20 protein-coding genes are annotated in these 22,731 nt (G+C 67.4%); 13 read left to right on the top strand and 7 right to left on the bottom strand.

Annotated features, from left to right (window positions below; all coding sequences use genetic code 11):
• Positions 1 to 114: 114 nt before the first annotated feature.
• The 6 genes from LZ605_RS04065 to LZ605_RS04040 all read left to right on the top strand — a co-directional run bounded on the left by LZ605_RS04065 (position 115) and on the right by LZ605_RS04040 (position 6,411).
• Positions 115 to 411: a hypothetical protein gene (locus LZ605_RS04065; RefSeq protein ID WP_249843913.1), complete on the top strand. Its 297-nt coding sequence runs from the start codon at positions 115 to 117 to the stop codon at positions 409 to 411.
• 281 nt (positions 412 to 692) lie between these two features.
• Entirely contained in the window at positions 693 to 992 is a 300-nt protein-coding gene (locus tag LZ605_RS04060; protein WP_107230649.1) for a hypothetical protein, read from the top strand.
• Positions 993 to 1,054: 62 nt separating this feature from the next.
• Positions 1,055 to 3,814 (top strand): magnesium-translocating P-type ATPase, encoded by a 2,760-nt coding sequence (mgtA, locus tag LZ605_RS04055; RefSeq protein WP_249843912.1) that lies wholly within the window; start codon positions 1,055 to 1,057, stop codon positions 3,812 to 3,814.
• 31 nt (positions 3,815 to 3,845) lie between these two features.
• A complete protein-coding gene (locus LZ605_RS04050; RefSeq protein WP_249843911.1) occupies positions 3,846 to 4,583 on the top strand; it encodes an MgtC/SapB family protein in 738 nt (245 codons plus the stop codon).
• Positions 4,584 to 4,721: 138 nt separating this feature from the next.
• A complete protein-coding gene (locus LZ605_RS04045; RefSeq protein WP_249843910.1) occupies positions 4,722 to 5,777 on the top strand; it encodes a sensor histidine kinase in 1,056 nt (351 codons plus the stop codon).
• Positions 5,770 to 6,411 carry a response regulator transcription factor gene (locus LZ605_RS04040; RefSeq protein ID WP_249843909.1) on the top strand — a complete coding sequence of 214 codons (642 nt, stop codon included), beginning with the start codon at positions 5,770 to 5,772 and terminating at the stop codon, positions 6,409 to 6,411. Before LZ605_RS04045 ends, LZ605_RS04040 begins: the two co-directional genes overlap by 8 nt.
• Before the next feature lie 14 nt (positions 6,412 to 6,425).
• Here the strand turns inward: LZ605_RS04040 and LZ605_RS04035 are convergent, their stop codons facing one another.
• Both LZ605_RS04035 and LZ605_RS04030 read right to left on the bottom strand, forming a co-directional pair.
• The gene (locus LZ605_RS04035) at positions 6,426 to 6,818 is read right to left on the bottom strand and encodes a DUF3224 domain-containing protein (RefSeq protein ID WP_306803832.1); all 393 of its coding nucleotides are present in this window, start codon (positions 6,816 to 6,818) and stop codon (positions 6,426 to 6,428) included.
• 31 nt (positions 6,819 to 6,849) lie between these two features.
• Positions 6,850 to 7,284 (bottom strand): EamA family transporter, encoded by a 435-nt coding sequence (locus tag LZ605_RS04030; RefSeq protein ID WP_249843907.1) that lies wholly within the window; start codon positions 7,282 to 7,284, stop codon positions 6,850 to 6,852.
• A 307-nt stretch (positions 7,285 to 7,591) separates the two neighbouring features.
• Here LZ605_RS04030 and LZ605_RS04025 point away from each other — a divergent pair, with 307 nt between their 5' ends.
• The 3 genes from LZ605_RS04025 to LZ605_RS04015 are packed head-to-tail and all read left to right on the top strand — an operon-like array spanning position 7,592 to position 11,742.
• A complete protein-coding gene (locus LZ605_RS04025) occupies positions 7,592 to 8,788 on the top strand; it encodes a cell surface protein (RefSeq protein ID WP_249843906.1) in 1,197 nt (398 codons plus the stop codon).
• Between the two features lies 1 nt (position 8,789).
• On the top strand, positions 8,790 to 10,289 hold the full coding sequence (locus LZ605_RS04020; RefSeq protein WP_249843905.1) for a DUF6384 family protein: 1,500 nt from the start codon (positions 8,790 to 8,792) through the stop codon (positions 10,287 to 10,289).
• Positions 10,290 to 10,305: 16 nt separating this feature from the next.
• Positions 10,306 to 11,742 (top strand): hypothetical protein, encoded by a 1,437-nt coding sequence (locus tag LZ605_RS04015; protein WP_249843904.1) that lies wholly within the window; start codon positions 10,306 to 10,308, stop codon positions 11,740 to 11,742.
• On the opposite strand, the gene LZ605_RS04010 is transcribed toward LZ605_RS04015, so the two are convergent.
• Both LZ605_RS04010 and LZ605_RS04005 read right to left on the bottom strand, forming a co-directional pair.
• Positions 11,739 to 12,917, bottom strand: a complete 1,179-nt coding sequence (locus LZ605_RS04010; RefSeq protein ID WP_249843903.1) for a low temperature requirement protein A — start codon at positions 12,915 to 12,917, stop codon at positions 11,739 to 11,741. The two genes, LZ605_RS04015 and LZ605_RS04010, sit on opposite strands and share 4 nt — an antisense overlap.
• A 9-nt stretch (positions 12,918 to 12,926) precedes the next feature.
• The gene (locus LZ605_RS04005; protein WP_213919266.1) at positions 12,927 to 13,193 is read right to left on the bottom strand and encodes a hypothetical protein; all 267 of its coding nucleotides are present in this window, start codon (positions 13,191 to 13,193) and stop codon (positions 12,927 to 12,929) included.
• Positions 13,194 to 13,397: 204 nt separating this feature from the next.
• Between LZ605_RS04005 and LZ605_RS04000 the strand changes: the two genes are divergently transcribed.
• The 3 genes from LZ605_RS04000 to LZ605_RS03990 all read left to right on the top strand — a co-directional run bounded on the left by LZ605_RS04000 (position 13,398) and on the right by LZ605_RS03990 (position 17,267).
• Entirely contained in the window at positions 13,398 to 13,922 is a 525-nt protein-coding gene (locus LZ605_RS04000; RefSeq protein WP_107230660.1) for an RNA polymerase sigma factor, read from the top strand.
• Positions 13,919 to 14,761 carry a FecR family protein gene (locus LZ605_RS03995; protein WP_249843902.1) on the top strand — a complete coding sequence of 281 codons (843 nt, stop codon included), beginning with the start codon at positions 13,919 to 13,921 and terminating at the stop codon, positions 14,759 to 14,761. Before LZ605_RS04000 ends, LZ605_RS03995 begins: the two co-directional genes overlap by 4 nt.
• Before the next feature lie 76 nt (positions 14,762 to 14,837).
• A complete protein-coding gene (locus LZ605_RS03990) occupies positions 14,838 to 17,267 on the top strand; it encodes a TonB-dependent receptor domain-containing protein (RefSeq protein ID WP_249843901.1) in 2,430 nt (809 codons plus the stop codon).
• A gap of 73 nt (positions 17,268 to 17,340) precedes the next feature.
• Here LZ605_RS03990 and LZ605_RS03985 read toward each other — a convergent pair whose 3' ends face one another.
• Positions 17,341 to 18,162 (bottom strand): hypothetical protein, encoded by an 822-nt coding sequence (locus LZ605_RS03985; protein ID WP_249843900.1) that lies wholly within the window; start codon positions 18,160 to 18,162, stop codon positions 17,341 to 17,343.
• A 186-nt stretch (positions 18,163 to 18,348) separates the two neighbouring features.
• Here LZ605_RS03985 and blaL1 point away from each other — a divergent pair, with 186 nt between their 5' ends.
• Positions 18,349 to 19,218: a L1 family subclass B3 metallo-beta-lactamase gene (gene blaL1, locus LZ605_RS03980; RefSeq protein ID WP_249843899.1), complete on the top strand. Its 870-nt coding sequence runs from the start codon at positions 18,349 to 18,351 to the stop codon at positions 19,216 to 19,218.
• A 77-nt stretch (positions 19,219 to 19,295) separates the two neighbouring features.
• On the opposite strand, the gene LZ605_RS03975 is transcribed toward blaL1, so the two are convergent.
• Together LZ605_RS03975 and LZ605_RS03970 are read right to left on the bottom strand one after the other, a co-directional pair.
• Positions 19,296 to 19,826, bottom strand: a complete 531-nt coding sequence (locus tag LZ605_RS03975) for a DUF411 domain-containing protein (protein WP_249843898.1) — start codon at positions 19,824 to 19,826, stop codon at positions 19,296 to 19,298.
• A gap of 482 nt (positions 19,827 to 20,308) precedes the next feature.
• A complete protein-coding gene (locus LZ605_RS03970) occupies positions 20,309 to 22,594 on the bottom strand; it encodes an FdhF/YdeP family oxidoreductase (RefSeq protein ID WP_249843897.1) in 2,286 nt (761 codons plus the stop codon).
• Positions 22,595 to 22,731: the final 137 nt, after the last annotated feature.

Genomic DNA, 22,731 nt, shown 5'->3' with positions numbered 1-22,731 from the left:
GGTCCCAATGCCAGCGCCGGCAGCGCACGATTCTTCGCGTACCCCTTACAGATCGGCGCCGATCATCCGGCGGTGGGCGCCGTGGTGGCTGCCCCCCGCCAACAGGAGCACGCCATGACCGGTTTCCGTTTCGTTCCCGCCGCCCTCGTTGTTGCAGCCGGCCTGCTGCTGGGGGCGTGTTCCAAGCCACAGGAGCCCAGCAAGACCGCCGCCGAAGAGGTAACCCAGGTAAAGCTGATTCCGCCGTATGAATCGCTGGACAAGGACAAGGACGGCATCGTCACCCTCGCCGAGGTCGATGCGGTGGCACCCGATTGGGCACAACGCCTGCACGCCTGCGATACCGACCGTGACAAGACGCTGACCCGCGGCGAGTACGACGTGTGCAGGAACACCAGCGGTTCGCACTGATCACGATTCCGGCGCGGCCCGGCAGCCGGCTATACCAAGGTATAGCCCGGCTAACCCACGGGCCTCTAGGACTGCCCCATTCAGGGGCGGACAATAGCGCCACTGGCCAGGGCAACCCCGGCCCGCCCCTTCCCTCAAGGAGACGCAGATGGACCCCGACCCTGCCGGGCGCGATGCGCCCCGCACGCCCGCTTGCTGCCTGTTCCTGGCGCCTGCCCGCCGGTCCCTGCCTGCCTGAGTGACAGGGGATCGCCAGGCGCCGCCTGCCTGGAGATCGCCCCATGTCCTACAAGATCCTCTACATCACGTTGCGCCGCCTGATCGGTGAGCGCGATGTCGCCGCCCTGCGCAGCCAGCTGCTGCAGCACGGACCGGTCATGTTCGCCCGCGCCCTGTCGCTGGGCTCGCCACGCGTGGTGGCCGATGCGCTGTCGCTGCTGCCGATCAGCGAGCGCATCAACGTGCTGCGCCACCTGCCCTACCCGCTGCGCGATGCGATGAAGCCGCTGTGCATCGGCGGCAGCCAGCGCCTGCACATGCAGCCATGGTCGCCGGCCGTGCTGGCCATGCGCCACGCCTGAGCTGTTCCATCCCATCCGTTCGTGTTCCGGCCGCGGCCGGCTCTGACATTCGAGGAGTTCCCATGAGCCTGCTCAACGCCTGGTTCAATGCCTTCCTGCGCAGCCGTCGCGCAGGCAATCTGTTCGGCCGCCGCGCAATGCCCGAGGCTGGTTTCGGCCCGGGCAGCGCGGACGCTGCACCTTTCACGCTGACCACCGGCCTGGTCACCCTCGCCCAGCAGGATGAAGCTCGATTGCTGGACACGCTGGCCTCGCATGCCGATGGCCTCAGCGCGCATGAAGCCGAGGCACGCTTGGCCTCGCTCGGCCCCAACGAGGTGGATCACGAAAAGCCGCTGGCGTGGTGGCGGCACCTGTGGCAGTGCTACCGCAATCCGTTCAACCTGCTGTTGAGCGTGCTGGCAGCCGTGTCGTGGCTGACCGAGGACGTCAAGGCGACGATCGTGATCGGTGCGATGGTGCTGCTCTCCACCCTGATCCGCTTCGTGCAGGAAGGCCGTTCCAACCGGGCCGCCGAGCGGCTGAAGGCGCTGGTCGGCAACACCGCGCGCGTGCTGCGACGCAATCCGGGCACCGAGGCGGCCGATGTGGCCGACCAGTACTTCGGCGCGCATCTGCACAGCCGAGGCCCGGCGCGGCTGTTGGACCTGCCGATCCGCGAGCTGGTGCCTGGTGACCACATCGTGCTGTCGGCCGGCGACATGATTCCCGCCGACTGCCGCGTGCTGACCGCCAAGGATCTGTTCGTCGCACAGGCGGCGATGACCGGCGAGTCGCTGCCGGTAGAGAAGTTTGCCCACCCGGGCGACGGCCTGGCCGGCCTGCTGGAACAGCACAACCTGTTGTTCATGGGCACCAATGTGGTCTCGGGCACCGCCACCGCGGTGGTGCTGGCCACCGGCAACCGCACCTACTTCGGCACGCTGGCCCAGCGCAGCACCGCCACCGACCGTGCGCCGACCGCCTTCCAGGCCGGCGTCAACAGCGTCAGCTGGCTGTTGATCCGTTTTGCGCTGGTGATGGTGCCGTTCGTGCTGCTGATCAACGGCTGGACCAAGGGTGACTGGACCGAAGCCTTCCTGTTCGCGCTGTCGGTGGCGGTGGGCCTGACCCCGGAGATGCTGCCGATGATCGTCACCTCCACCCTGGCCAAGGGCGCGGTGCTGCTGTCGCGGCGCAAGGTGATCGTCAAGCGCCTGGACGCGATCCAGAACTTCGGCGCGATGGAGGTGTTGTGCACCGACAAGACCGGCACCCTCACCCAGGACCGGATCGCGCTGGAGCGGCACACCGATGTGTTCGGCCATGACTCGGAGGACGTGCTGAAGTTCGCCTACCTCAACAGCCACTTCCAGACCGGGTTGATCAACCTGCTCGACCGCGCGGTGCTGGAGCACGTGGAGCTGCAGAGCTCGCTGCGGCTGTCGCAGGACTACCACAAGGTGGATGAGATCCCGTTCGACTTCCAGCGCCGCCGCATGTCGGTGGTGGTCTCCGAACGCGAGGACCACCATGAGCTGATCTGCAAGGGCGCGGTGGAGGAGATGCTGGCGGTGTGCAGCACCGTGCGCGAGAACGGCCAGGACATGCCGCTGGACGAGCAGCGCCTGGCCCGCGTGCGGCAGACCACCGAAGAACTGAACGAACAGGGCCTGCGCGTGGTGGCGGTGGCGATGAAGGAGACCGCCGCCAGCCAGAGCGTGTACTCGCAGGCCGATGAGTGTGCGCTGACCCTGGTCGGCTACGTCGCCTTCCTCGACCCGCCGAAGGAATCGGCCGCACAGGCGCTGCAGGCACTTGCCACGCACGGGGTGGAGGTGAAGGTATTCACCGGCGACAACGAGCTGGTCACCGCCCGCGTGTGCGCCCAGGTCGGGCTGGATGCCGACACCATCCTGACCGGCCCGCAGATCGAGCGCATGGATGACGGCGCGTTGTCGCGGGCGCTGCACCACCACCGCGTGTTCGCCCGGCTGACGCCGCTGCACAAGGAGCGCCTGGTGCGCGAGCTGCGCGCCCAGGGCAAGGTGGTCGGTTTCCTCGGTGACGGCATCAACGACGCCCCGGCGCTGCGTGCGGCCGACATCGGCATCAGCGTGGACAGCGCCGTGGACATTGCCAAGGAGGCTGCCGACATCATCCTGCTGGAAAAGAACCTGATGGTGCTTGAGGAAGGCGTCATCCAGGGCCGGCGCACGTTCAACAACATGCTCAAGTACATCCGCATGACCGCCAGCTCCAACTTCGGAAATGTGTTCTCGGTGCTGGTGGCCTCGGCGTTCCTGCCGTTCCTGCCGATGCTGCCGTTGCAGCTGCTGGTGCAGAACCTGCTGTACGACATCTCGCAGATCGCCATTCCGTTCGACAACGTGGATGAAGAGCTGGTGCGCAGGCCGCTGAAGTGGAATCCGGCCGATATCGGGCGCTTCATGGTGTTCTTCGGGCCGATCAGTTCGATCTTCGACCTGACCTGCTTTGCGCTGATGTGGTACGTGTTCGACGCGCGTACCGCCGCCGACCAGAGCCTGTTCCAGTCCGGTTGGTTCGTGGTTGGCCTGCTGACCCAGACCCTGATCGTGCACATGATCCGTACCCCGAAGCTGCCGTTCCTGCAGAGCATCGCTGCGCCGCCGCTGCTGCTGATGACCGGCTTGATCATGGCCGTCGGCGTGGCGTTGCCGATGAGCCCGCTGGCCGGCTACTTCAAGCTGCAGGCCCTGCCGGCCGGCTACTGGCCGTTCCTGGTGGCGATCCTGTTCGGCTATGCGGTGCTGACCACCGCGCTGAAACGCTTCTACATCCGTCGCTACGGCTGGCAGTAACGGCCCGGCGCCCTGTCCAGGGAGAAACATATTGGACATCAATCCGAACCTGCCGGCGTTCAACGCCGGCGCGACCCTCAGCTCGCTGATCAGCCTGTCGGTGGCCTTCGTGCTGGGCACGGTCATCGGCCTGGAGCGGCAGCTGCGCCAGCGCACCGCCGGCCTGCGCACCAACACGCTGGTGGCGGTGGGCGCAGCGGTGTTCGTCGACCTGGCCGTACGCTTCCATGACCTGTATGGCGGCCCGCCGTCGCCGCTGCATGTGGTGGCCTACGTGATCTCCGGCGTCGGCTTCCTCGGTGCCGGCGCGATCATGAAGGATGGCGCGCAGGTGTCCGGCCTGAACACCGCCGCCACCCTGTGGGGTTCGGCAGCAGTGGGCGCATGTGCCGGCATCAAGCTGCTGCCGGAAGCGGTGATGGCTGCCGTGTTCGTGCTGGCCGCCAATACCCTGCTGCGACCGGTGGTGAACCGCATCCAGCGGCAACCGCTCCCGGAAGCCTTCAGCGAGGCGACCTATGCGATCAACGTGGTCTGCCAGCGCGAGCAGCAGGCCGAGGTGCTCGACCAGCTGTTGCTGCTGCTGGAGCAGGCGCAGTATCCGGTGCGTGCGGTGGACCAGCGTCCCTTCGGCGAACGGGATGTTGAACTCGAAGCGGTGCTGTACGCCACCACGGTCGATGCCGCCGAGCTCGATGCGCTGCTGACAACCCTGGCCACCACGCCCGGCGTGCTGCAGGGATTCTGGAACGCCAGCCTTGACGGGTAGTGCCGGCCGCCGGCCGGCAACCTCATGGACTCCGGCAACACCATGCAGCTGCCGGCCAGCGGCCGGCACTACCGGGCGCGCGCGTGCCGGCCGACGGCGCTTTGCTATCCTTTCCACCCACGCCAGGGAGCTGTCCCGATGCCATCGCTGTCGCCCCGTCGCCCCTTGGTGCTGCTGGCCCTGATCGTCGTGATGGCGGCGATCTTCCTGCTCGATACCGTCACTGATTATGCCGTCGCGGCGGCCTGCTTCTACGCTGCGGTCATTCTTGCCGCCTCGCGCGTGCTGGGCGCGCGCGGGCTGATCACCCTGGCCATCGCCTGCGTCGCACTCACCGCGCTGAGCTTCTTCCTGACCCGCTTCGGCACCTACCGCATCGGCCTGGTCAATTCGGTGATCGGCATGCTGGTCATCGGCATCACCACCTACCTCGCGCTGAACATGGAAGCGGCCAAGGCCGCGGTGCACGAAGCGCAGGGCCGGCTGCTGCGGGTCGCGCGGGCGTCCACCGTGGGCGAGCTGACCACCTCCATCGCGCATGAAGTGAACCAGCCGCTGGCGGCCATCGCCAGCAGTGCCGAGGCGTGCCAGCGCTGGTTGGCACAAGACCCGCCGAACGTGGACAAGGCGCGGCAGACCGTGGCCCGGATCCTGGCCGACGCGCACCGCGCCGGCGATGTGATCGCCCGCATCCGAGGCCTGACCCAGGGCGCGGCGCCGGAACGTCACGCCTTCGACCTGAACCAGGCCGTCGAGGAAATGCTAGCACTCTCGCGCAGCGAGCTGGATCGGCATGGCGTAGTCGTCGCCCTGCTACTGGAGGCCGATCTGCCCCCCGTGCGAGCCGATCGTGTGCAGGTGCAGCAGGTCATCGGCAACCTGATCCTCAACGCCGTGGACGCCATGGAGCCAGTGCCCACCGCCGACAGGCGCCTGTCGCTGCACACCCGGCGCGACGGCCCCTGGATCAGCCTCAGCGTGCGCGACCGCGGCGTGGGCCTGCCGGCCGACCAGCCCGAGCGGGTGTTCGATGCGTTCTGGACCACCAAGTCACACGGGCTTGGGCTCGGCCTGAGCCTGAGCCGTTCGATGATCGAGGCCAACCACGGCCGGATCCGAGCTGAGCGACCCGCCGGTGGCGGCGCCTGCTTCGTGTTCGAGCTACCCATCGCCACGGAAGCGCCCCATGCGTAAGCCTGCTGCCCCCCCCGCCGATCCGGCACCCATCGTCTATGTAGTCGACGACGATCCGTCGGTGCGCGCCGCGCTGGAAGACCTGCTGGCCTCGATGGGCTTGCAGGTTCGGGCCTTCGCCTCGACCCAGGCCTTCCTCGAGCACGAACGGGAAGATGCACCGGCCTGCCTGGTGCTGGACGTGCGCATGCCCGGCCAGAGTGGTCTGGAGTTCCATCGCACGATGGGCAACCTCGGCCTGCAGCTGCCCGTGGTGTTCATCACCGGCCACGGTGACATCGCGATGGGCGTCAACGCGATCAAGGACGGCGCCATCGAGTTCCTGACCAAACCGTTCCGTGACCAGGAATTGCTGGATGCGATCCACAAGGGCATCGACATCGACCGCCAGCGGCGCCGCGAAGGCGAGGCGCTGGACGCGCTGCAGCAGCGCTGGAACACGCTCAACCCAGGCGAGCGCGAGGTGGTTGATGGCGTGGTGCGCGGCCGCCTCAACAAGCAGATCGCCGGCGACCTCGGGGTCAGCGAAATCACGGTGAAGGTGCGTCGCGCGCAGGTGATGCGCAAGATGGGCGCGCGCACCCTAGTCGATCTGGTACGCATGTACGACCGCTTGCAGGCAGGCCCGGGCTGACTGCGGTCAGCCGTCTAGCCCGCATCCGGCAGGCTGTACAGCAGCCGGTAGTCGTGGCGTCCCTGGGTGATGCTGATCTCCAGCGTCCCGGCCAGGCCCTGCAGGCCATCGCTGCCCGAATCAGGCACCACCACCACGCTCAGCTCGGGCGTGCCGCGGGTCATCAGCCCGTTGTGCTGCAGGGTGAAAGCGCCCTCGCGGCCGGCCAGTACCGCGGTCACCCGTTCCATCGCCACGTACCCGGCCGAGCCTTCCACCGGCGTGCGGAATGCCAGCATCTGGCCGACGCTGCTGCCCTGCAGATCGCCATGGAAGATCTTGTCGATCGACAGCACGCCGATCGGGCCGTCGTTGCCGCCGATCGGCAACAGAGTCACCTCAAAGGTCCCGCGTGCTTCGCCCTGCATCCCGCACCCCCGGTTGATGGATGGATTCCGGCTACTTCTTTGTCGCCAGTACGATCACCCCGGCCAGCACCAGGCCGATGCCGCTCCATTCGCGCAGGCTCGGCCGCTCATCCAGCAGCAGGTAGGCCAGCACGATCACCAGCACTACGCTGAACTTGTCGACCACCGCCACCTTGGCCAGTTCGCCACCCTGCAACGCGCGGAAGTAGAACAACCACGAGGCGCCGGTCGCCAGCGCCGACAGTACCAGGAACAACTGGGTACGCCCGGGCAGCAGCAACGGGTTGGACCATTTACCGGTCATCACCACCATCGGCACGATCACCGCAGCGACCACCAATGTGCGGAGGGCCATGGCCAGGTCCGAATCGACCCCCTTGACGCCAATCTTGGCAAACAACGCGGTCAGCGCCGCGAACACGGCAGACAACCCGGCCCACACCAGCCACTGCGGTAGGTTCTGCACGGTCGCCTCGCCGGTCGCCCTCGATGGGCGTCCGGCAAACGCTACTCCACCCTGCCATCGGTGGGGCTTCACCTGACCCTCACCCTCGCTACAATGGGCCCAGAATCGCCAGGGGGCGATCTGCAGGGAACGCGTCATCCATGTTCGACCAGGACACCCTCCCCGCCCGCATCGGGCCGGTGGCCCTTGCCCGGGCCACCCTGCCGCGCAGCCGATGGCTGCCGCGCCCTATTCCCTTCGTTGCGCAGCACCCTGCCCGCTCGGCGCGGCAGGTTCCTCATTGCACGCCCTGACCGGAGCCATCGACATGTCCGACAACAACCTCCTTGCCACGCCGGCCGCTGCGGCGCCGATCAAGTACCTGGACCGCGCCATGGCCACCCTGCGCAGCCTGGGCCTGGCTGCACCGCAGGAGAACAACGCGCCTGCCGTCGCGCTGGTCTCGCAGCTGGCGACGCTGGACCAGGGCCGCGTGGTGGCGATTGCACGCGTGCTGCAGCAGTCGGGGCATTTCAACGCCGTGATGCGTGATGAAATCAGTTCGGCCAAGGTCTCCGACCGCTACACCGAGATCATCCGCGCTTTCGACAGCATCCGTGACGATGCCAGCAACATGGTCAAGCAGGTCAGCGACGGCAAGATCGACATGGGCGAGCGCCTGCAGAACCTGTGGATGAAGGTCACCCGCGGCGACATTCCCAGCCGCTTCGAAAAGATCCGCCACACGTTCCTTGACGTCAGCCGCGATTCGGCCGAGCAGCTGCAGCGCGAGTCGCGCGTACTGGAGATGTACGGCGATTTCCGCCTGTCGATCAAGGACGCCGAAATCCAGGCCCACGAGCTGCTGAAACTACAGGAACAGGCGCTGGCCGATGCGCGCGACGTACTGAAGCAGGCCCAGCAGCGCGTGGAATCCGCCGACCCGGCCGCCGATGCCGCCGACACCGGGCGCCTGGTGATGGCGCGCGACGAGGCCCTGCGCAATCAGCAGAACGAGGAATCGCGCTTCCAGCTGGCCAAGGACCTGGCAGAGAACCTGCAGGTCAACTACGCCACCTCCGAGGCGATCATGCTGCGCGTGCACCAGTCGCACGAGGTCAAGCGCCGCGTCAACGAGCGTTCGGTGGTGTTCTTCTCCACCAATGAAACCAGCTTCACCGCCTTGAACCTGGCCTTCACCACGCAGATGGGCCTGCACGAATCCACCCAGGCGCTCAACGCAATGACCGAGGGCACCTCCAAGGGCCTGGAGGCGGTCGCCGGCATCGGCGACGAGGTACTGCACCAGGGCCTGAAGGCCGGCTACGGCGGCACCATCGGTGTCGATTCGGTACGCAAGCTGGTCGATGCGGTGGTGCGTTTCCAGGAGACGTCGCTGCAGGAGATCGAGCAGCTGCGCAGCCAGGCCAGCCGCGATTCGGCGGAAATCGCCAGCTATGTCGAACAGGGCAAGCAGCGCTTCGCCGCTCTGCTGCAGGCACCGCCGAGCCCGGAGCCGCGCTGACGTGAGTGCGACGATGGCACCTGCCGAGCTGCAGGATGCGCTGCTGACCATGGATGTGGTCGACCAGCTGCGCTACCGCAATGCCGAGATGAAGGCACTGGCCGACAGTGGCCACGACAACGCGACGCTGAAGCAACGCCTGCTCGAGCTGTACCGCTCGCAGGGCATCGAGGTTTCCGACGAGATCCTTGAGGCCGGCATCCGGGCCCAGCGCGAACAGCGCTACGTGTACACCGCGCCGCGTGGCTGGAAGGCGTGGCTGGCCAGGCGCTGGATCGATCGCAGGCGGGTGCTCAGATGGGCGCTGATCGTCGCGGCGGCGCTGCTGGCACTCGGCATGGTGCTGCTGCTTGCGCGCGGCTTCGGCGCCTTCGTGCGTGAGGCCAACATCGAGAAGAATGTCCAGGTACTCAACGCCAGGGTCACCGCGCAGCAGCAGGCCATCGGTCTCGCTCGCCACGCGCTGGCCGCGCAGGAACAGGCGCTGCAGGGGCTGTTGCCGCGTACCACGGCCAGCGGTGAGCGCCTGCAACCGCTGACCGAGGGGGCACAGGCCGCGCTGTCTGAAGCGCAGCGGCGCTTCGCCGAGGTGCCGGCAGCGGACACTCTGCTGCCAACCCTGGTGCGCCGCGACCAGGTCACACGGGTCAGCCACGGCAGCACGGCCACCGCCGGCCAGGCCGCTGATTGGGTGGAACAGCAGCGCCAGGCCGCCGAGCAGGCGCTGACGCGGGCACAGCAAGCCCTGCCGGTACTGAGCGAACGGGTCGGCACGCTTGGCCAGGCCGCCGATGCAAGCGAACTGCTCGATGCCACCAACCTGGCCGCCAAGGCCGCACGGCTGACCCCGGATGCCGAACGGCTGCGCGCCCGCATCTACACCGACGGCGACGTGGCCCTGCGTGCTGGCGACATCGCAACGGCTGGCCAGGCCACGGCCACCCTCAAGGAGCTGATCGGCAGTGCCGGCAAGCTGGCCGCGCTCAATGAGCGCCTGGCCCAGCTCAGGACCGACGGCCTGGCCACCGGGGTTGCCGGCGACGACCGCAAGCGCCTGCAGCGTGCGCTGGATCATGCGGCCACCCTGATCCGCGTCGAGACACTGGCCGACGCCGGGCCGGCGCTGGACCAGGTCGCCGGGCTGGTGGCGATGCTGCAGCAGACCCTGGTCTACCGCATCGTCAACCGCGACGATGAGCGCACCGGCGTCTGGCGATACAACGAGAACGCCAATGGCGGGCGCAACTACTACCTGGTGACCGAGGCGCTGGACGAATCAGGCAACGCCGCCACCATCACCGTCCGCAACGAGGAAACCGGCAAGGACGAACAGGTCACGCTGTTTGGCGTGCGCGTGCCACAGGCCACCTACAACCGTGTGGCGGCCGACAAGCAGGACAACGGCATCATCGAAGACGACCAGATCGGCAGCAAGCCGCGCGGCAGCCTGTCGCCGCGCTTCCGCATGCCCACCACCGGCGGCTACATCACCCAATGGTGATGCCTGAGGAACTGACATGAGTGACTTGAATACCGCGTTGGCCGACGTCGAAGCCGAGATCGCCGACCTGCAGGCCCGCCTGGCCAGCCAGGGCAACCAATGCCGGGAGCTGGTCAAGGAACAGGACGTGCTGCGCGAGCAGACCCGTGCCGATTTCGATGCACTGGCCCGGCTGCAGGCCGAGGCCAGCAACGAGGTTGAACCTGCCGTTGCCCGCGATCTGCTGCTGCAGTCGCGTGCCGACCTGGACCGCCGTGAACGCAAAGGCCGTACGCTGGACGACGAACTGAAGCGGCTGCTGGATGAGGAGCAGGCATTGCAGCAGCGCTCGCTCGATGCCGCAGCCGCGCGTGATGCCGCCGGCGAGCGGCTGCAGCAGCTGCGGGATCAGGTGGAGGCCACACTGCGCAGTGACAGCGACTTCCTGGCCCAGCTGGACACGCTGCAGCTGGCACAGGCGCGATGGGATACCGCTGAGCGCATGGCCGCTTCGGCCCATGCCGAACATGACGCCAAGGCTGGTGCCTACCAGGCCGACCCGATCTTCATGTACCTGCTGTCGCGCGACTTCGGTGGCAGCGGCTACCGTGGCTGGCCGCTGCTGCGCACCGTCGATGGATGGCTGGCCGAGCTGTGCGGCTACGACCGTGCCCGCCGCGAGTACCGTACCCTGACCGAGCTGCCGGGCTACCTGCAACAGCATGCGGCGCAGGCCCGCGAAGAGGCCGAGCAGGCGCACGCCCCGGTACAGGCCGCCCGCGATTCAGCCGCGGCGCTGTCCGGTGGCGGTGTGCTGACCAGCATCCTGCGGGATGCGCAGGGTGCCTTGGCCCAGGCACTGCTGGACGAACAGCGGCAACGCCAGGCGGTGGATGCCCAGCAGGCGAGGATCACCGACTTCCGCAGCTGGTCCGACACCGAGGGCCGTTCGGTGCTGGTCACCCTGGCGCGCGCCCTGTCCTCGCGCAACCTCGACGATCTGTACCGCCGCGTCGCCGCGACTGCCACGGCCGAGGACGATGCGGTGCTGGAGCGGATCCATGCCCGTCGCCTGCGCCTGGCAGAGATCGAAGGAAGCGTCGGCCAGCACACGAGCGACATGGAGACGCTGAAGGCGTCGCTGGCATCGCTGCAGGCCACCCGCCGCAGCTACCAGCTGGCGCTCGATGCCGAGCGCAGCAGCTATCGCGCCCCGGCCCGCAGCGTCGCCGAGCCGATCATGACCTCGCTGTTCGCCACCGCCAGCAGCCGCCCGCGGCGCTCCAGCACCGCCTCTTCCGGCGGCCTGTTCGATTGGGGATCGAGCAGTTCCAGCAGCTCGGACTCCCGTTCGAGTTTCTGGTCGGGCTCCAGTTCCAGCACCCGCTCGGACTCCGGTTCCAGCAGCGGCGGCTTCCGCAGCGGTGGCGGTATCAGCGGCGGTGGCGGCTTCAAGACCGGGGGCGGCTTCTAGCCGCTTGCCTGCTGGATGCGCCGCTTCAGTCGCGTATCCAGCAACCCCACACCCAGCAGCACCAGGCTGGTCAACCAGCCGGCTGCCAGCAGGTGGGTCAGTGGCAGCAGCAGGCCCAGCACCAGCAGTGCCACGGCGCCGTACAGATGCGAGCGTGGCGCCCGGCCATACACCACGCGCTTGTAGAGCGCGCTGCCCAGCAGGTAGATCAGCGGGCCAGCCACCATCAGCGCGGCGTACGCCGGCGTCACCGCCGCCTCCGGGTGGTCCATCACCAGGTCGTTGCCGACCGCGGTGGCAATGATGCCGGCGATCAGCAGCGCATGCACATAGTGGAAGTTGGCGCCCATCCGCCCCGGATCGTCGGCATGGGTGATCGCCTCGGTGGCGTCGCCGCTGGAGATGCCGAAATACAGCCACCACATGGCGAGGGTTCCGGCGAAGGTGGCCAGCACGGCAGACACCACCGCACCGCGCCAGTGCTCCACCTCGCTGAGCACACCGCCGGTGGCCAGCAATGTCTCTCCCAGCGCGACGATGACGAACAGCTGGCAGCGCTCGGCCAGATGCCCACCTTCGATGGTCCATTCGCGTGTGTGCGAGCGGCCCAGCCCGGGAAAGGCAAAACCGAACATCGGCGAAACGTACTCGCAGGCCACCGCCAGCGCCCACAGCGCCAGCCGTGCATGGCCCTCGGCCGCCGCACCGGCCAGCCAGAAACAGGCCGACACGCACACCCAGGCCAGCATGCGGCGGAAGTTCGGCGCCAACGCATGCGTGCCTCCCACCTCGTACAGCACAAAAGCGGTGCGTCCCACCTGCATCGTCGCGTAGGCCCCGGCGAACACCCAGGCGCGGTCGGCAAAGGCCTCGGGAATGGACGAGGACATCAGCAGTGCCAACAGCATCGTGGCAAACAACAGCCCGCGGATGCGCGGCGCCTGCGGGTCGAACCAGTTGCTGACCCAGCAGGCGTACTGCCAGCCCAGCCAGACCGCAAACCACAGCACCAGCGTCTGCATCACCCCGGCCAGCCCCAGGTGGTGCAGCAGGTGGTGGCTGAGCTGGGTGACCGCGAACACGTACACCAGATCGAAGAACAATTCTTCGTAGGTGACCCGGGCGTGGTGGCCATCGCGCTGGCGCAGCGCCGGCAGGCGCAGGGGTGTGCTCATCGGACGCCCTCAGCGCGCCAGGCGCCAGTAGACAAGACCGGCCAGCAGCGCCGGCACCGCAAACACCAGCAGCAGGATCGGCACCTCTTCCCTGAAAGCGTAGCCGGCCCGGTAGACCCCCACCCACAGATTGGCCAGCGCCAGCACCAGCCAGGTGGCAACGAAGGCCAGCAACGCCGCCGGCAACTGCGAGCTGCCCACGCTCCAGAGACGCCCGAACAGCATGAACACCGCCAGCAGCAGCACACCGGCGATGATGACCAGAAGTACGTGCATGTCTCGCTCCCCTCAGCCCGGGTGCAGGCTGGCACGGGCCGATTCTGCGCGCCAGACGATGATCGTGTTTTCACCATCCAGGCCCACCGAACAATGGCCTGCATGCGGCATGGATGGCAAATGCGAACCGTTCCCATTAATATCCCATCACCGCGCAGGGATCGTCCTGTTGCGCGACCCGCCTTTCACCCTCGCCCGTTCCGGATGCACGAGTCGCCCTCATCGCCACTGCCCGCCGCGCCGCTGCTGTCGTCACTGGTGCGCCACTACGAGGAACTGGTCGACTACCTGCGCCGTCGCTTCCGCTCGCCCGGATTGGCCCGCGAAGTGGTGCACGAGGTCTGCCTACGCCTGCTTGAGCGCCCGGCCGTGCAGGACGCACGGCAACCGATCGCGCTGTTGCGCCGCATCGCCCACGATGCTGCGGTCGACCGTTGCCGTGCCGAAGACCTGCGCCGGCACTGGGTGGAGCCGCGCGCCGAACTGCCCGATGGCGCCTGCGCGCGCCCCGGGCCGGAACAGCAGGCGCAAGGCCAGCAGGCGCTGCAGCGCTTGAGCACCACCATTGAACGCATGCCCTGCCGGCGCCAGCAGGTGTTCATCCTGCACAAGATCCACGAGCTGCCGCAGGCCGAAGTGGCACAGCGCATGGGGATCGGCCTGAAGGCGGTCGAGCGCCACCTGCGCCTGGCCATGGCCGATTGCCGACTGCACGCCGGGCCGCAATGAAGCCGGTGCCTCCACCGCAGCCGCCGACCGAGCCGGTTGCCACCGAGCAGGTGCTGGAGCAGCACCGCGACGCGCTGAAGCAGCGCTTTCCGCTGCCGCCGCCGGCCGCCCTGCAGCGCCGACGCGGCGGACGCATCGCAAAGACCGTCCTGCCCGCGCTGCTGGTGGCCATCAGCGCCGTGTGCATCGCCGACCCGGCCTGGCAGGTGCGCGACTACCAGACCGCCGTGGGCGAACGGCGCCAGATCACGCTGCCCGATGGCAGCCATGTGCTGCTCGATGCCGGTACCCGGCTGCAGGTACGCCGCCACCTGCGTTCGCGGCAGGTGCTGCTGGCACAGGGCCAGGCGCGCTTCGACGTGCAGCATTCGGCGTGGCGGCCGTTCCAGGTCGAGGCCGGGCCGGTGCACGTGCGCAACTACGGCACCGTGTTCGATGTTGACCGCCAGGGCGACCTGAGCGAGGTGACCCTGTGGCGCGGTGAGGTCGGCGTGCGCGTGGAGGGCGGCGGCGCCGAACAGCGGCTGAAGCCTGGGCAGCGCGTGCTCGCGCAGGCGGGCTCACTGTCACCGCCGGAGCCGGTCAGCCCGGATCGCGCCGACTGGACCCGCGGCCGCCTGCAGTTCGATCGCCTGCCGCTGTCCGAAGTGCTGCGCATCCTGCAGCGCTATCACGACCGCCCGATCGTGCTGGACGATCCGGCGCTGGGCCCGTTGCAGGTCTCCGGCGTGTTCGATGCCGACCGCGCCGAAACCGCCGTGGCGCTGTTGCCGGAGATCCTGCCGGTGCAGGTGCTTACCGCCGCCGACGGCAGCCTGCACCTGCGCGCGCGCCGGTGATCCTCCCTGCAAGGCCGAGGGTGGGTTGCGCGCCGTCCCATCCGGCAGGTGCTTGAACCCCTCCGAAGGACCCCGCATGACCCGCCCCGTTCCGCCCGCCGCCCTGCGCCGGCTGGCCCCCGCCCTGCTCGCGGCCTGCCTGTGCGCCGCGTTGCCCGTTGCCGCGCAGACCCGCGCCCCCGCCACCGTGGAGTTGCACCTGCCGGCCGGTCCACTGCAGGCGTCGCTGAACGCACTGGCCCGGCAGAGCGGCATCCAGCTGCTGTTTGCCGCCGACAGCACCCGCGGCCGCAGCGCGCCCGCGCTGGAAGGCCGCTACACCCCGCGCGACGCGCTGCAACGCCTGCTGGCCGGCCACGCGCTGACCCTGCAGGAACGTTCGCCCGGCGTGTTCGTGGTGAGTGCCGCTGCGGCACCGGCACCGGCCCCCGCCAAGGCCAGCGCCCCGGCGCAGGCCACCCCGGCCGCGGGCCCGACCTCGCTGGCACGCGTCACGGTCTCGGCTTCCACCGCGCGCATGCCGCAGGGTGAAACCGCCATGCCCAACACCATCACCGTGCTCACCCGCGAGGACATCGCCCAGCAGCTGGCGCTGGGCTCGGACGTATCGCGCGTGCTGTCGGCGCAGATTCCGGCCTTCGCGCCCGCGCGCGAGAAGATGTCCAACTACGGCGAGAGCATGCGTGGCCGCGGCATCCTCTACATGGTCGACGGCGTGCCGCAGTCCACCCCGCTGCGAGATGGCTCGCGCGACTCGCACACCATCGACCCGGCGATGATCGAGCGCATCGAGGTCATCCACGGTGCCAACGCGTTGCAGGGCATCGGCGGCACCGGCGGCATCGTCAACATCATCACCCGCAGTGCCCCCACCGAGCCCGGCGCGTTCCTGCTGGACAGCAACCTGACCTACAGCAGCGCCCTGCCCAATCGCCATGATGACAACGGCCAGCGTGCCTCGGCCCTGGTGGGCGTGCGCGGCGATCGTTTCGACCTCGTCGCCGGCCTCGCCTACGAGCGCCAGGGCCTGTTCCATGACGGCGAAGGCCGCTCGATCGGTACCAATGCGCAGGGCGAGCTGATGGACTCGACCTCCTCCAACGTGTTCGCCAAGCTGGGCTGGAACCTGGCCGAGGGCCATCGCCTGCAGGTGATGGCCAATCGCTACGAGCTGCGCGGGCTGGACAACTACGTGGCGGTGAATGGTGATTTCCGCACCGGCCGGCCGACCCTTTCGGTGCCCGGCGATACGCCGCTGGACCCGCCGATGAACCGCTCGCGTTCACTGACCGTGGATTACAGCGCCGCCGATCTGCTGGGTGGCCGCTTCCAGGCCCAGGCCTTCGCGGTGGACTTCGAAGGACGCTATGGCGCCAGCCAGTGGGATCCGTGGGGCAATACCGGTGCCAACGCGGCCTGGGACCAGACCCAGAACGAATCGGACAAGCGCGGCTTCAAGCTGACCCAGAGCTGGACCCGCATTGCCGATACCCCGCTGGATGTGACCGTGGGCCTGGATGGCCTGCGCGATCGTACCCACCAGGTGCTGCTGGCCAGCGGCATGAACTGGGTACCGTTGACCACCTACCAGAGCCTGTCGCCGCTGCTGCAGCTGCACTGGTGGCCGACCGATCACCTGATGCTGTCCGGCGGCCTGCGTTACGAGAAGGGCGAGCTGGAAGTGGGTGACTACACCACCCTGCCGCGCTACGGCGCGCGCAAGGTGGCCGGTGGCAAGCCGACCATGAGCGAGACGCTGCCCAACATCGGCGCAGTCTGGTACATCAACGACCGCCTCAATGCCTACGCCTCGTACTCGGAAGGCTACACGGTGGCCGACGTCGGCCGCGTGCTGCGCGCGATCAACCGCGACGGCCAGCGCGTGGACAACCTGGTCGACCTGTCGCCGGTGGTGTCGGACAACCGCGAGATCGGCCTGGAGTACGACGACGGCCGCTTCAGCGGTGACATTGCCTACTACACCTCCGAATCGAAGCTCGGTTCGGTGCTGGTCTACGATGCGGGCATCGACGCCTACAACGTGCAGCGCCAGGCCACCCGCGTGGAAGGCTTCGAAAGCAACCTGCGCGTGCGCCTGGGTGATGCCCGCCTGGGCCTGGGCTATGCGCGCGCCAACGGACGCTACGACGCCAACGTCGATGGCCGCCTGGACAGCGACCTGGCCGGCGTCAACATCGCGCCGAACCGGCTGACCGCGTTCTGGGAGCAGAACTGGACCCCGCAGCTGAGTACGCGCCTGCAGGCCAGCCATGCCTTCGACCGTGATTTCGACCAGCTCGGCAACCGCGTGGCGACGTTCAACGGCTACACCACGATGGACCTGGTGGCGCGCTATGCGTTGGACAAGCACAGCTTCACCCTGGGCGTGCAGAACCTGGCCAACAAGCAGTACATCAGCTACTACTCGCAGACCACGCCGTCGAATCCGAGCTATTTCGCCGGCCGTGGACGAGTGCTGAGCCTGGGCTGGCAGTACCGGTACTGAGTCATCGCCGCAGCAGCCCTTGTGGGGGCTGCTGCATCTGCGGCAGGCCAGGCTCCCAAGTCTGCCATCCCTGTCAGGATTGATCGAACAGCCTCGCCCGGACCTCGCCGCTTATCTTCGGTTGGCCTTCGAGGTACGGCATCGCTGCAAGGTACTTCTCTGGATCGAAGCGGTATCCGACCTCGTGGCCCAGCACCGAGTTCCGGACCGTTCCAGAGTGCGTGACGACAATGGCAGCCTTCATTCCCACCAGCCCTTTGTCTTCACTGAACAGACGCAGCTCGCTGGCTTGGCCATGCTCACTCATCAGCAGCTCGATGTAGTTGACGAGCTTGATCTTCTCCACATCGGCCAATGCATTGAACGCGGCCTTGTCGTCCGCCTCCACGCTGGGCTTCAACAGCCCACGCGCGCGTTCGCTGCCCAGTGGGCATGCCAGCACGACGAGTGACAGCGGGTCCTGGAGCTCCCTGCCAGCGTCCCGCACGAACTCGACGACGCGATTGAACTCCTTCCGGACCATATTACCTGCGGTCTGTTTGGACAGCAGGCGCTGCGCCGAAGCAATGAACTGAAGATCCCGGGCCTGGTTCTGCGTCAACGAATCCAGGAACTCTCCGGATAGCACATGCTGCTCGGACACCAGATACTCTGAATCAACACGCGCCCTGCGGAAGAACCTACGCATGACAGCCTCCTCCCGGGTAATGCTCTCAATCACCGCAGCAGCATCACGGGACGCGCTCCTGCCAGTCTCGAGGACAGACAGCAGGGGGCTTGCGAAGTTCTTCCTCTTGTCGATCTTACGTACTTTGGCACCCATCGACGACCAATGGCCGGCGTTCATTCTCTCTATTTCGATTACAGCATTCCGGTCCAGAACATACTTTGGCATGCCAGCCTCCTTGCAACATTTGCCCATCAACCCGACGGACAGGGGACCGGAATGCTAACAGCTCCCCATTGAACGATCCGACCAATCGAGCCATGAGTAGCGCTCATGGCTCGGGTGAGAAATCAGCGAATCACTGGCGGAAAATGGCGTGCTAGCCTCGCTCCATCTTCCAGATAGGCCATTTACATGCATCTGCGCCTGCTCGCCTTCGCCCTGGTCGCCACAGTCCAGATCACTCACGTGGCGGCAGCTGAGGCGCCGCTGCCGCAGCTGCGGGCATACACCGTGGACGCGTCCTGGCTGCAGCCGATGGCACCGCTGCAGATTGCCGACCACACCTGGCAGATCGGCACCGAGAACCTGACCGCGCTGCTCGTACAGACCAGCGAAGGTGCGGTGCTGCTGGACGGCGGCATGCCGCAGATGGCCGACCACCTGCTGGCCAACATGAAAACACGTGGGGTGGCCCCGCAGGATCTGCGATGGATCCTGCTCAGTCATGCGCATGCCGATCACGCAGGACCGGTGGCGGAACTGAAGCGGCGTACCGCTGCGCATCTGGTCGCCAATGCTGAATCGGCCGTGCTGCTGGCGCGCGGCGGCAGCAACGATCTGCACTTCGGCGATGGGATCACCTACCCGCCGGCCAGCGCCGACCGCCTCGTCATGGACGGTGAGACTGTCTCCCTCGGTGGCATCACCTTCACCGCCCACTTCATGCCCGGCCACACCCCGGGCAGCACCGCCTGGACCTGGACCGACACCCGCGATGGCAAGCCGTTGCGCATCGCCTACGCCGACAGCCTGAGTGCACCGGGCTACCAGCTGCGTGGCAACGCGCGCTATCCCCGCCTGGTCGAGGACTACCGACGCAGCTTCGCTACGGTGCGCGGCCAGCCCTGCGACCTGTTGCTGACCCCGCATCCGGGCGCCAGCCGCTGGGATTATGCGGCCGGCAGCAAGGCGGCGGTCAACGCAATGAGCTGCAACGCCTACGCCGATGAGGCCGAGAAGAAATTCGACGCGCAGCTGGCCAAGGAAACCGCATCGCGCTGATCCTGTAGAGCCGAGCCGATGCTCGGCTTGCCGGCCGCAGACAGCCGAGCGTGGGCTCGGCTCTACAGGGAAGGCGATTACGGGTGCTGGGCGAACGGCTCAGTGCTGCCATCGGTGCGCACCAGCTCGACGGTGTACGGTTGCACGTAGCCATCGGGCATTTCCATGCCCGGCGAACCGGCCGGCATGCCCGGCAACACCAGCCCCCGCGCAACCGGGCGTTCGGCCAGCAGGCGCTTGATGTCCGCAGCCGGAATGTGGCCTTCCACCACATAGCCGCCGATCTCGGCGGTGTGGCAGGAGGCCTTGCCGACCGGCACGCCGAGGCGGACCTTGATCGGGTTCATGTCGTCGGTATCGCGCACATCCACCTGGAAGCCGGCGGCTTTCAGGTGGTCCACCCAGACGCCGCAGCAGCCACAGCTGGCGGTCTTGTGCACGATCGCAACCGGCAATGCCGGATCGACCTGGGCCACGACGGCCGGTGCAGGTACAGGTGCAGCGTCGCTGGCGACCGGGGCGGCGCTGGATTCGTCGGCAGCGCGCGCGCAGGCGGCGGTGGTCAGAACGGTGCCCAGCAGCAGGCCGAGGGAGAGAGAACGGCTCATGGAATGATTCCTTTGCAGTAGCGGGCAATGCAGCCCGCCGCCCGCGCGTTGAAGGCGCAGGCAGAGACAAGAATGTGTCGTGCAATCGAGACGGACGCAGCACGCCCGCAGGGAATCAACCGATGGGGGGCCGCAACGGGTCGAGCATCGGCGGCGGCGCGCGTTGCGATGAACTCACCGCCAGCGGAGCCTCGCGCCGGGGCGAGGCCGGTGTTCGATTCGCGGTCGCCAGCATGCCCAGGCAGGCAGGCGGGCACTCACACTCTCCGCTCTGGCAGGCCATCGAAGCCGCATCATCGCAGCAGCCAGCCCCGGTCATCGCGGCCGAGTGCGGTGCGGCACAGTGCTCCTGCCCGGCTGTTCCGCTGTATGCAGGCACGGCAAACGCCAGCGCCGGTGCATTCAGCACCAGGGCAACGAGCAGCATCCATCGCAGCAGCAGGCCAGGCAGGTTCACCCGCCGATGATAGCCGATGCAGATGTCACGCAGAGACCGTTGCCATCGCCCGCATCCGCACTGGAATCGACTTGGCCGCCGGGGTGCCACTGATCCGGTCATGGTAATCCAGCGGCAGCAGCGGATTCAGTTCCGGGTAGTAGCCTGCCAATGCACCGCGCGGCATCGGGTAGTCCAGCACGGTGAGCCCCTCGATGCGCCGGTCCACGCCGTCGGCGCTGATCGTTTCCAGGCTGACCAGCGCTTCCTTGGCCAACCCGCGCGCCAGCCGGTCTTCGATGTTCATGAACAGCACCATGCGGTCGTTGTACACGCCACGGTAGCGATCGTTGTAGCTGTAGATGGTGGTGTTGTACTGGTCATGCGAGCGCACGGTAGCCAGCCGCAGCATCTCCGGGTCGTCCACCGGGTCATCCACGTCCAGCCCGGGCATCAGCAGGATGTTGGCCTTGCCATTGGGCGTGGGCCACACGCGGCGGCGCGGCGGGATGTCCAGATGGAAACCGTGCGCCTGCTGGATGCGCGTGTTGAAGCCGGTATAGATCTCCGGGTACACCGCAGCAATCAGCTCGCGGATGGGCGCATAGTCGTACATGCAGCCTGCCCAGTCGACCCGGCTGTGCGGCAATGTGGCCATCGCCATGCGGCAGACGATCTCCACTTCGGGCAGCACTTCGGCACTGACCGGCTCCAGCACGCCGCGCGATGCGGTGACGTTCGACATCGCATCCTCGATGGTGACGAACTGCTCGCCAGCGGGCGTCACGATACGTTCCGAGCGTGCCACCACCGGCAGGATCAGAGCATCACGGCCATGCACCAGATGCCCGCGGTTGAGCTTGGTGGCGATGCCCACGGTCAGCTCCAGGCCGCGCATCGCCTCATAGGCGCGTGGTGTATCGGGCACGGCATGGATGAAGTTGCCGCCCAGCCCGATGAATACCTTGGCGCTGCCGTCCAGCATCGCCTCGATCGACTCGACCACATGATGGCCATGTTCGCGCGGCGGATCGAAACCGAACACCTGCTGCACCCGGTCCAGATAGGCCGGCTTGGGCTTCTCGTCGATGCCCACGGTGCGATCGCCCTGTACATTGGAATGCCCGCGGATCGGGCCGATGCCCGCGCCGGGCTTGCCGAAATTGCCGCGCAGCATCAGCAGGTTGGCCACCTGCTGAAGCAGGCGCGAGCCGTACTGGTGCTGGGTCAGGCCCATTCCATAGCAGATCACCGTGGCCTTGGAGCGGATGTAGATTTCCGCACAGCGGCGGATCTGCGCCTGCGAAATGCCGGAGACCCGCACGATCTCCTCCCAGTCCTGCCCCATCACATCCTCGCGCAGCGCCTCCAGGCCCACTGTGTGTTCGGCCAGGAAGTCGTGGTCGAGCACCCGTTCGCCCTGCGCTTCACGCTCGAACATCACCTTCATCATGCCCTTGATCAGCGCCAGGTCGCCGCCGATGCGGATGTGCACGAATTCGCTGGTGATCTCGGTCGAACCGAACGTAGCCATCTGCACCACGTCCTGCGGCTCGGCGAAGCGGATCAGGGCGCGCTCGGGCATCGGGTTGACCGCCACGATTGGAATGCCGCGTTTACGCGCCTCGACCAGGTTGCTCATCATCCGTGGCGAATTGGTGCCGGTGTTCTGGCCGATCACGAAGATCGCCTCGGCGTGCTCGAAGTCCTGCAGCACGATGGTGCCCTTGCCCACCCCGATGGCCGGCGGCAGACCCCGGCTGGTCGGCTCATGGCACATGTTCGAGCAGTCCGGGAAATTGTTGGTGCCGAACTCGCGCACGAAGATCGAATACAGGAACGCCGCTTCGTTGGGCGTGCGCCCGGAGGTGTAGAACTCGGCCTGATGCGGACTGTCCAGCGCCTGCAGATGACGACCGATCAGCGCGAACGCCTCGTCCCAGCTGCACGGCACGTAGTGATCGGTGGTCGCGTCGTAGCGCATCGGCTCGGTCAGCCGGCCCTGCATCTCCAGCCAGTAGTCGCTCTGCGCCATCAGCTCGGTGACCGTGTGCTGCGCGAACAGCTCGCGGCCAGCGCGGAACTGCGTTGCCTCCCAGGCCAGGGCCTTGGCGCCGTTCTCGCAGAACTCCAGCTTCTTGCGCTGGTCGGCATCGGGAAATGCGCAGCTGGGGCATTTGAATCCGCCCGGCTGGTTCATCGCCAGCAGCGCCTTGGAACCCTTGCCGATCACGCTCTGCTGCAGCAGCACCTTGGCGGTGGCGCCGGCGGCACCCCAGCCACCGGCCGGTTGGTTGTAGGGCTTGTAACGCGGCGGCTTCTGCTCGGACATGTTCGGCGACCCGGTCTGAGGAACTCCACGACGAACGGCCGCACAGTATCGGCCGCCTGCGGGCGCCTTGCCCGCCGCTTCAGTCAATCACGGCGCCCTGCCAGCGCGCCAGAGGGCCGTGCTGCTTTGCGGCCAGC

The organism is Stenotrophomonas maltophilia (assembly GCF_023518235.1).
In the GTDB taxonomy this organism is placed as follows: Bacteria; Pseudomonadota; Gammaproteobacteria; order Xanthomonadales; family Xanthomonadaceae; genus Stenotrophomonas.
The sequence above is the reverse complement of the archived record's forward strand: the minus strand, read 5'-3'. Positions and strand labels throughout refer to the sequence as shown.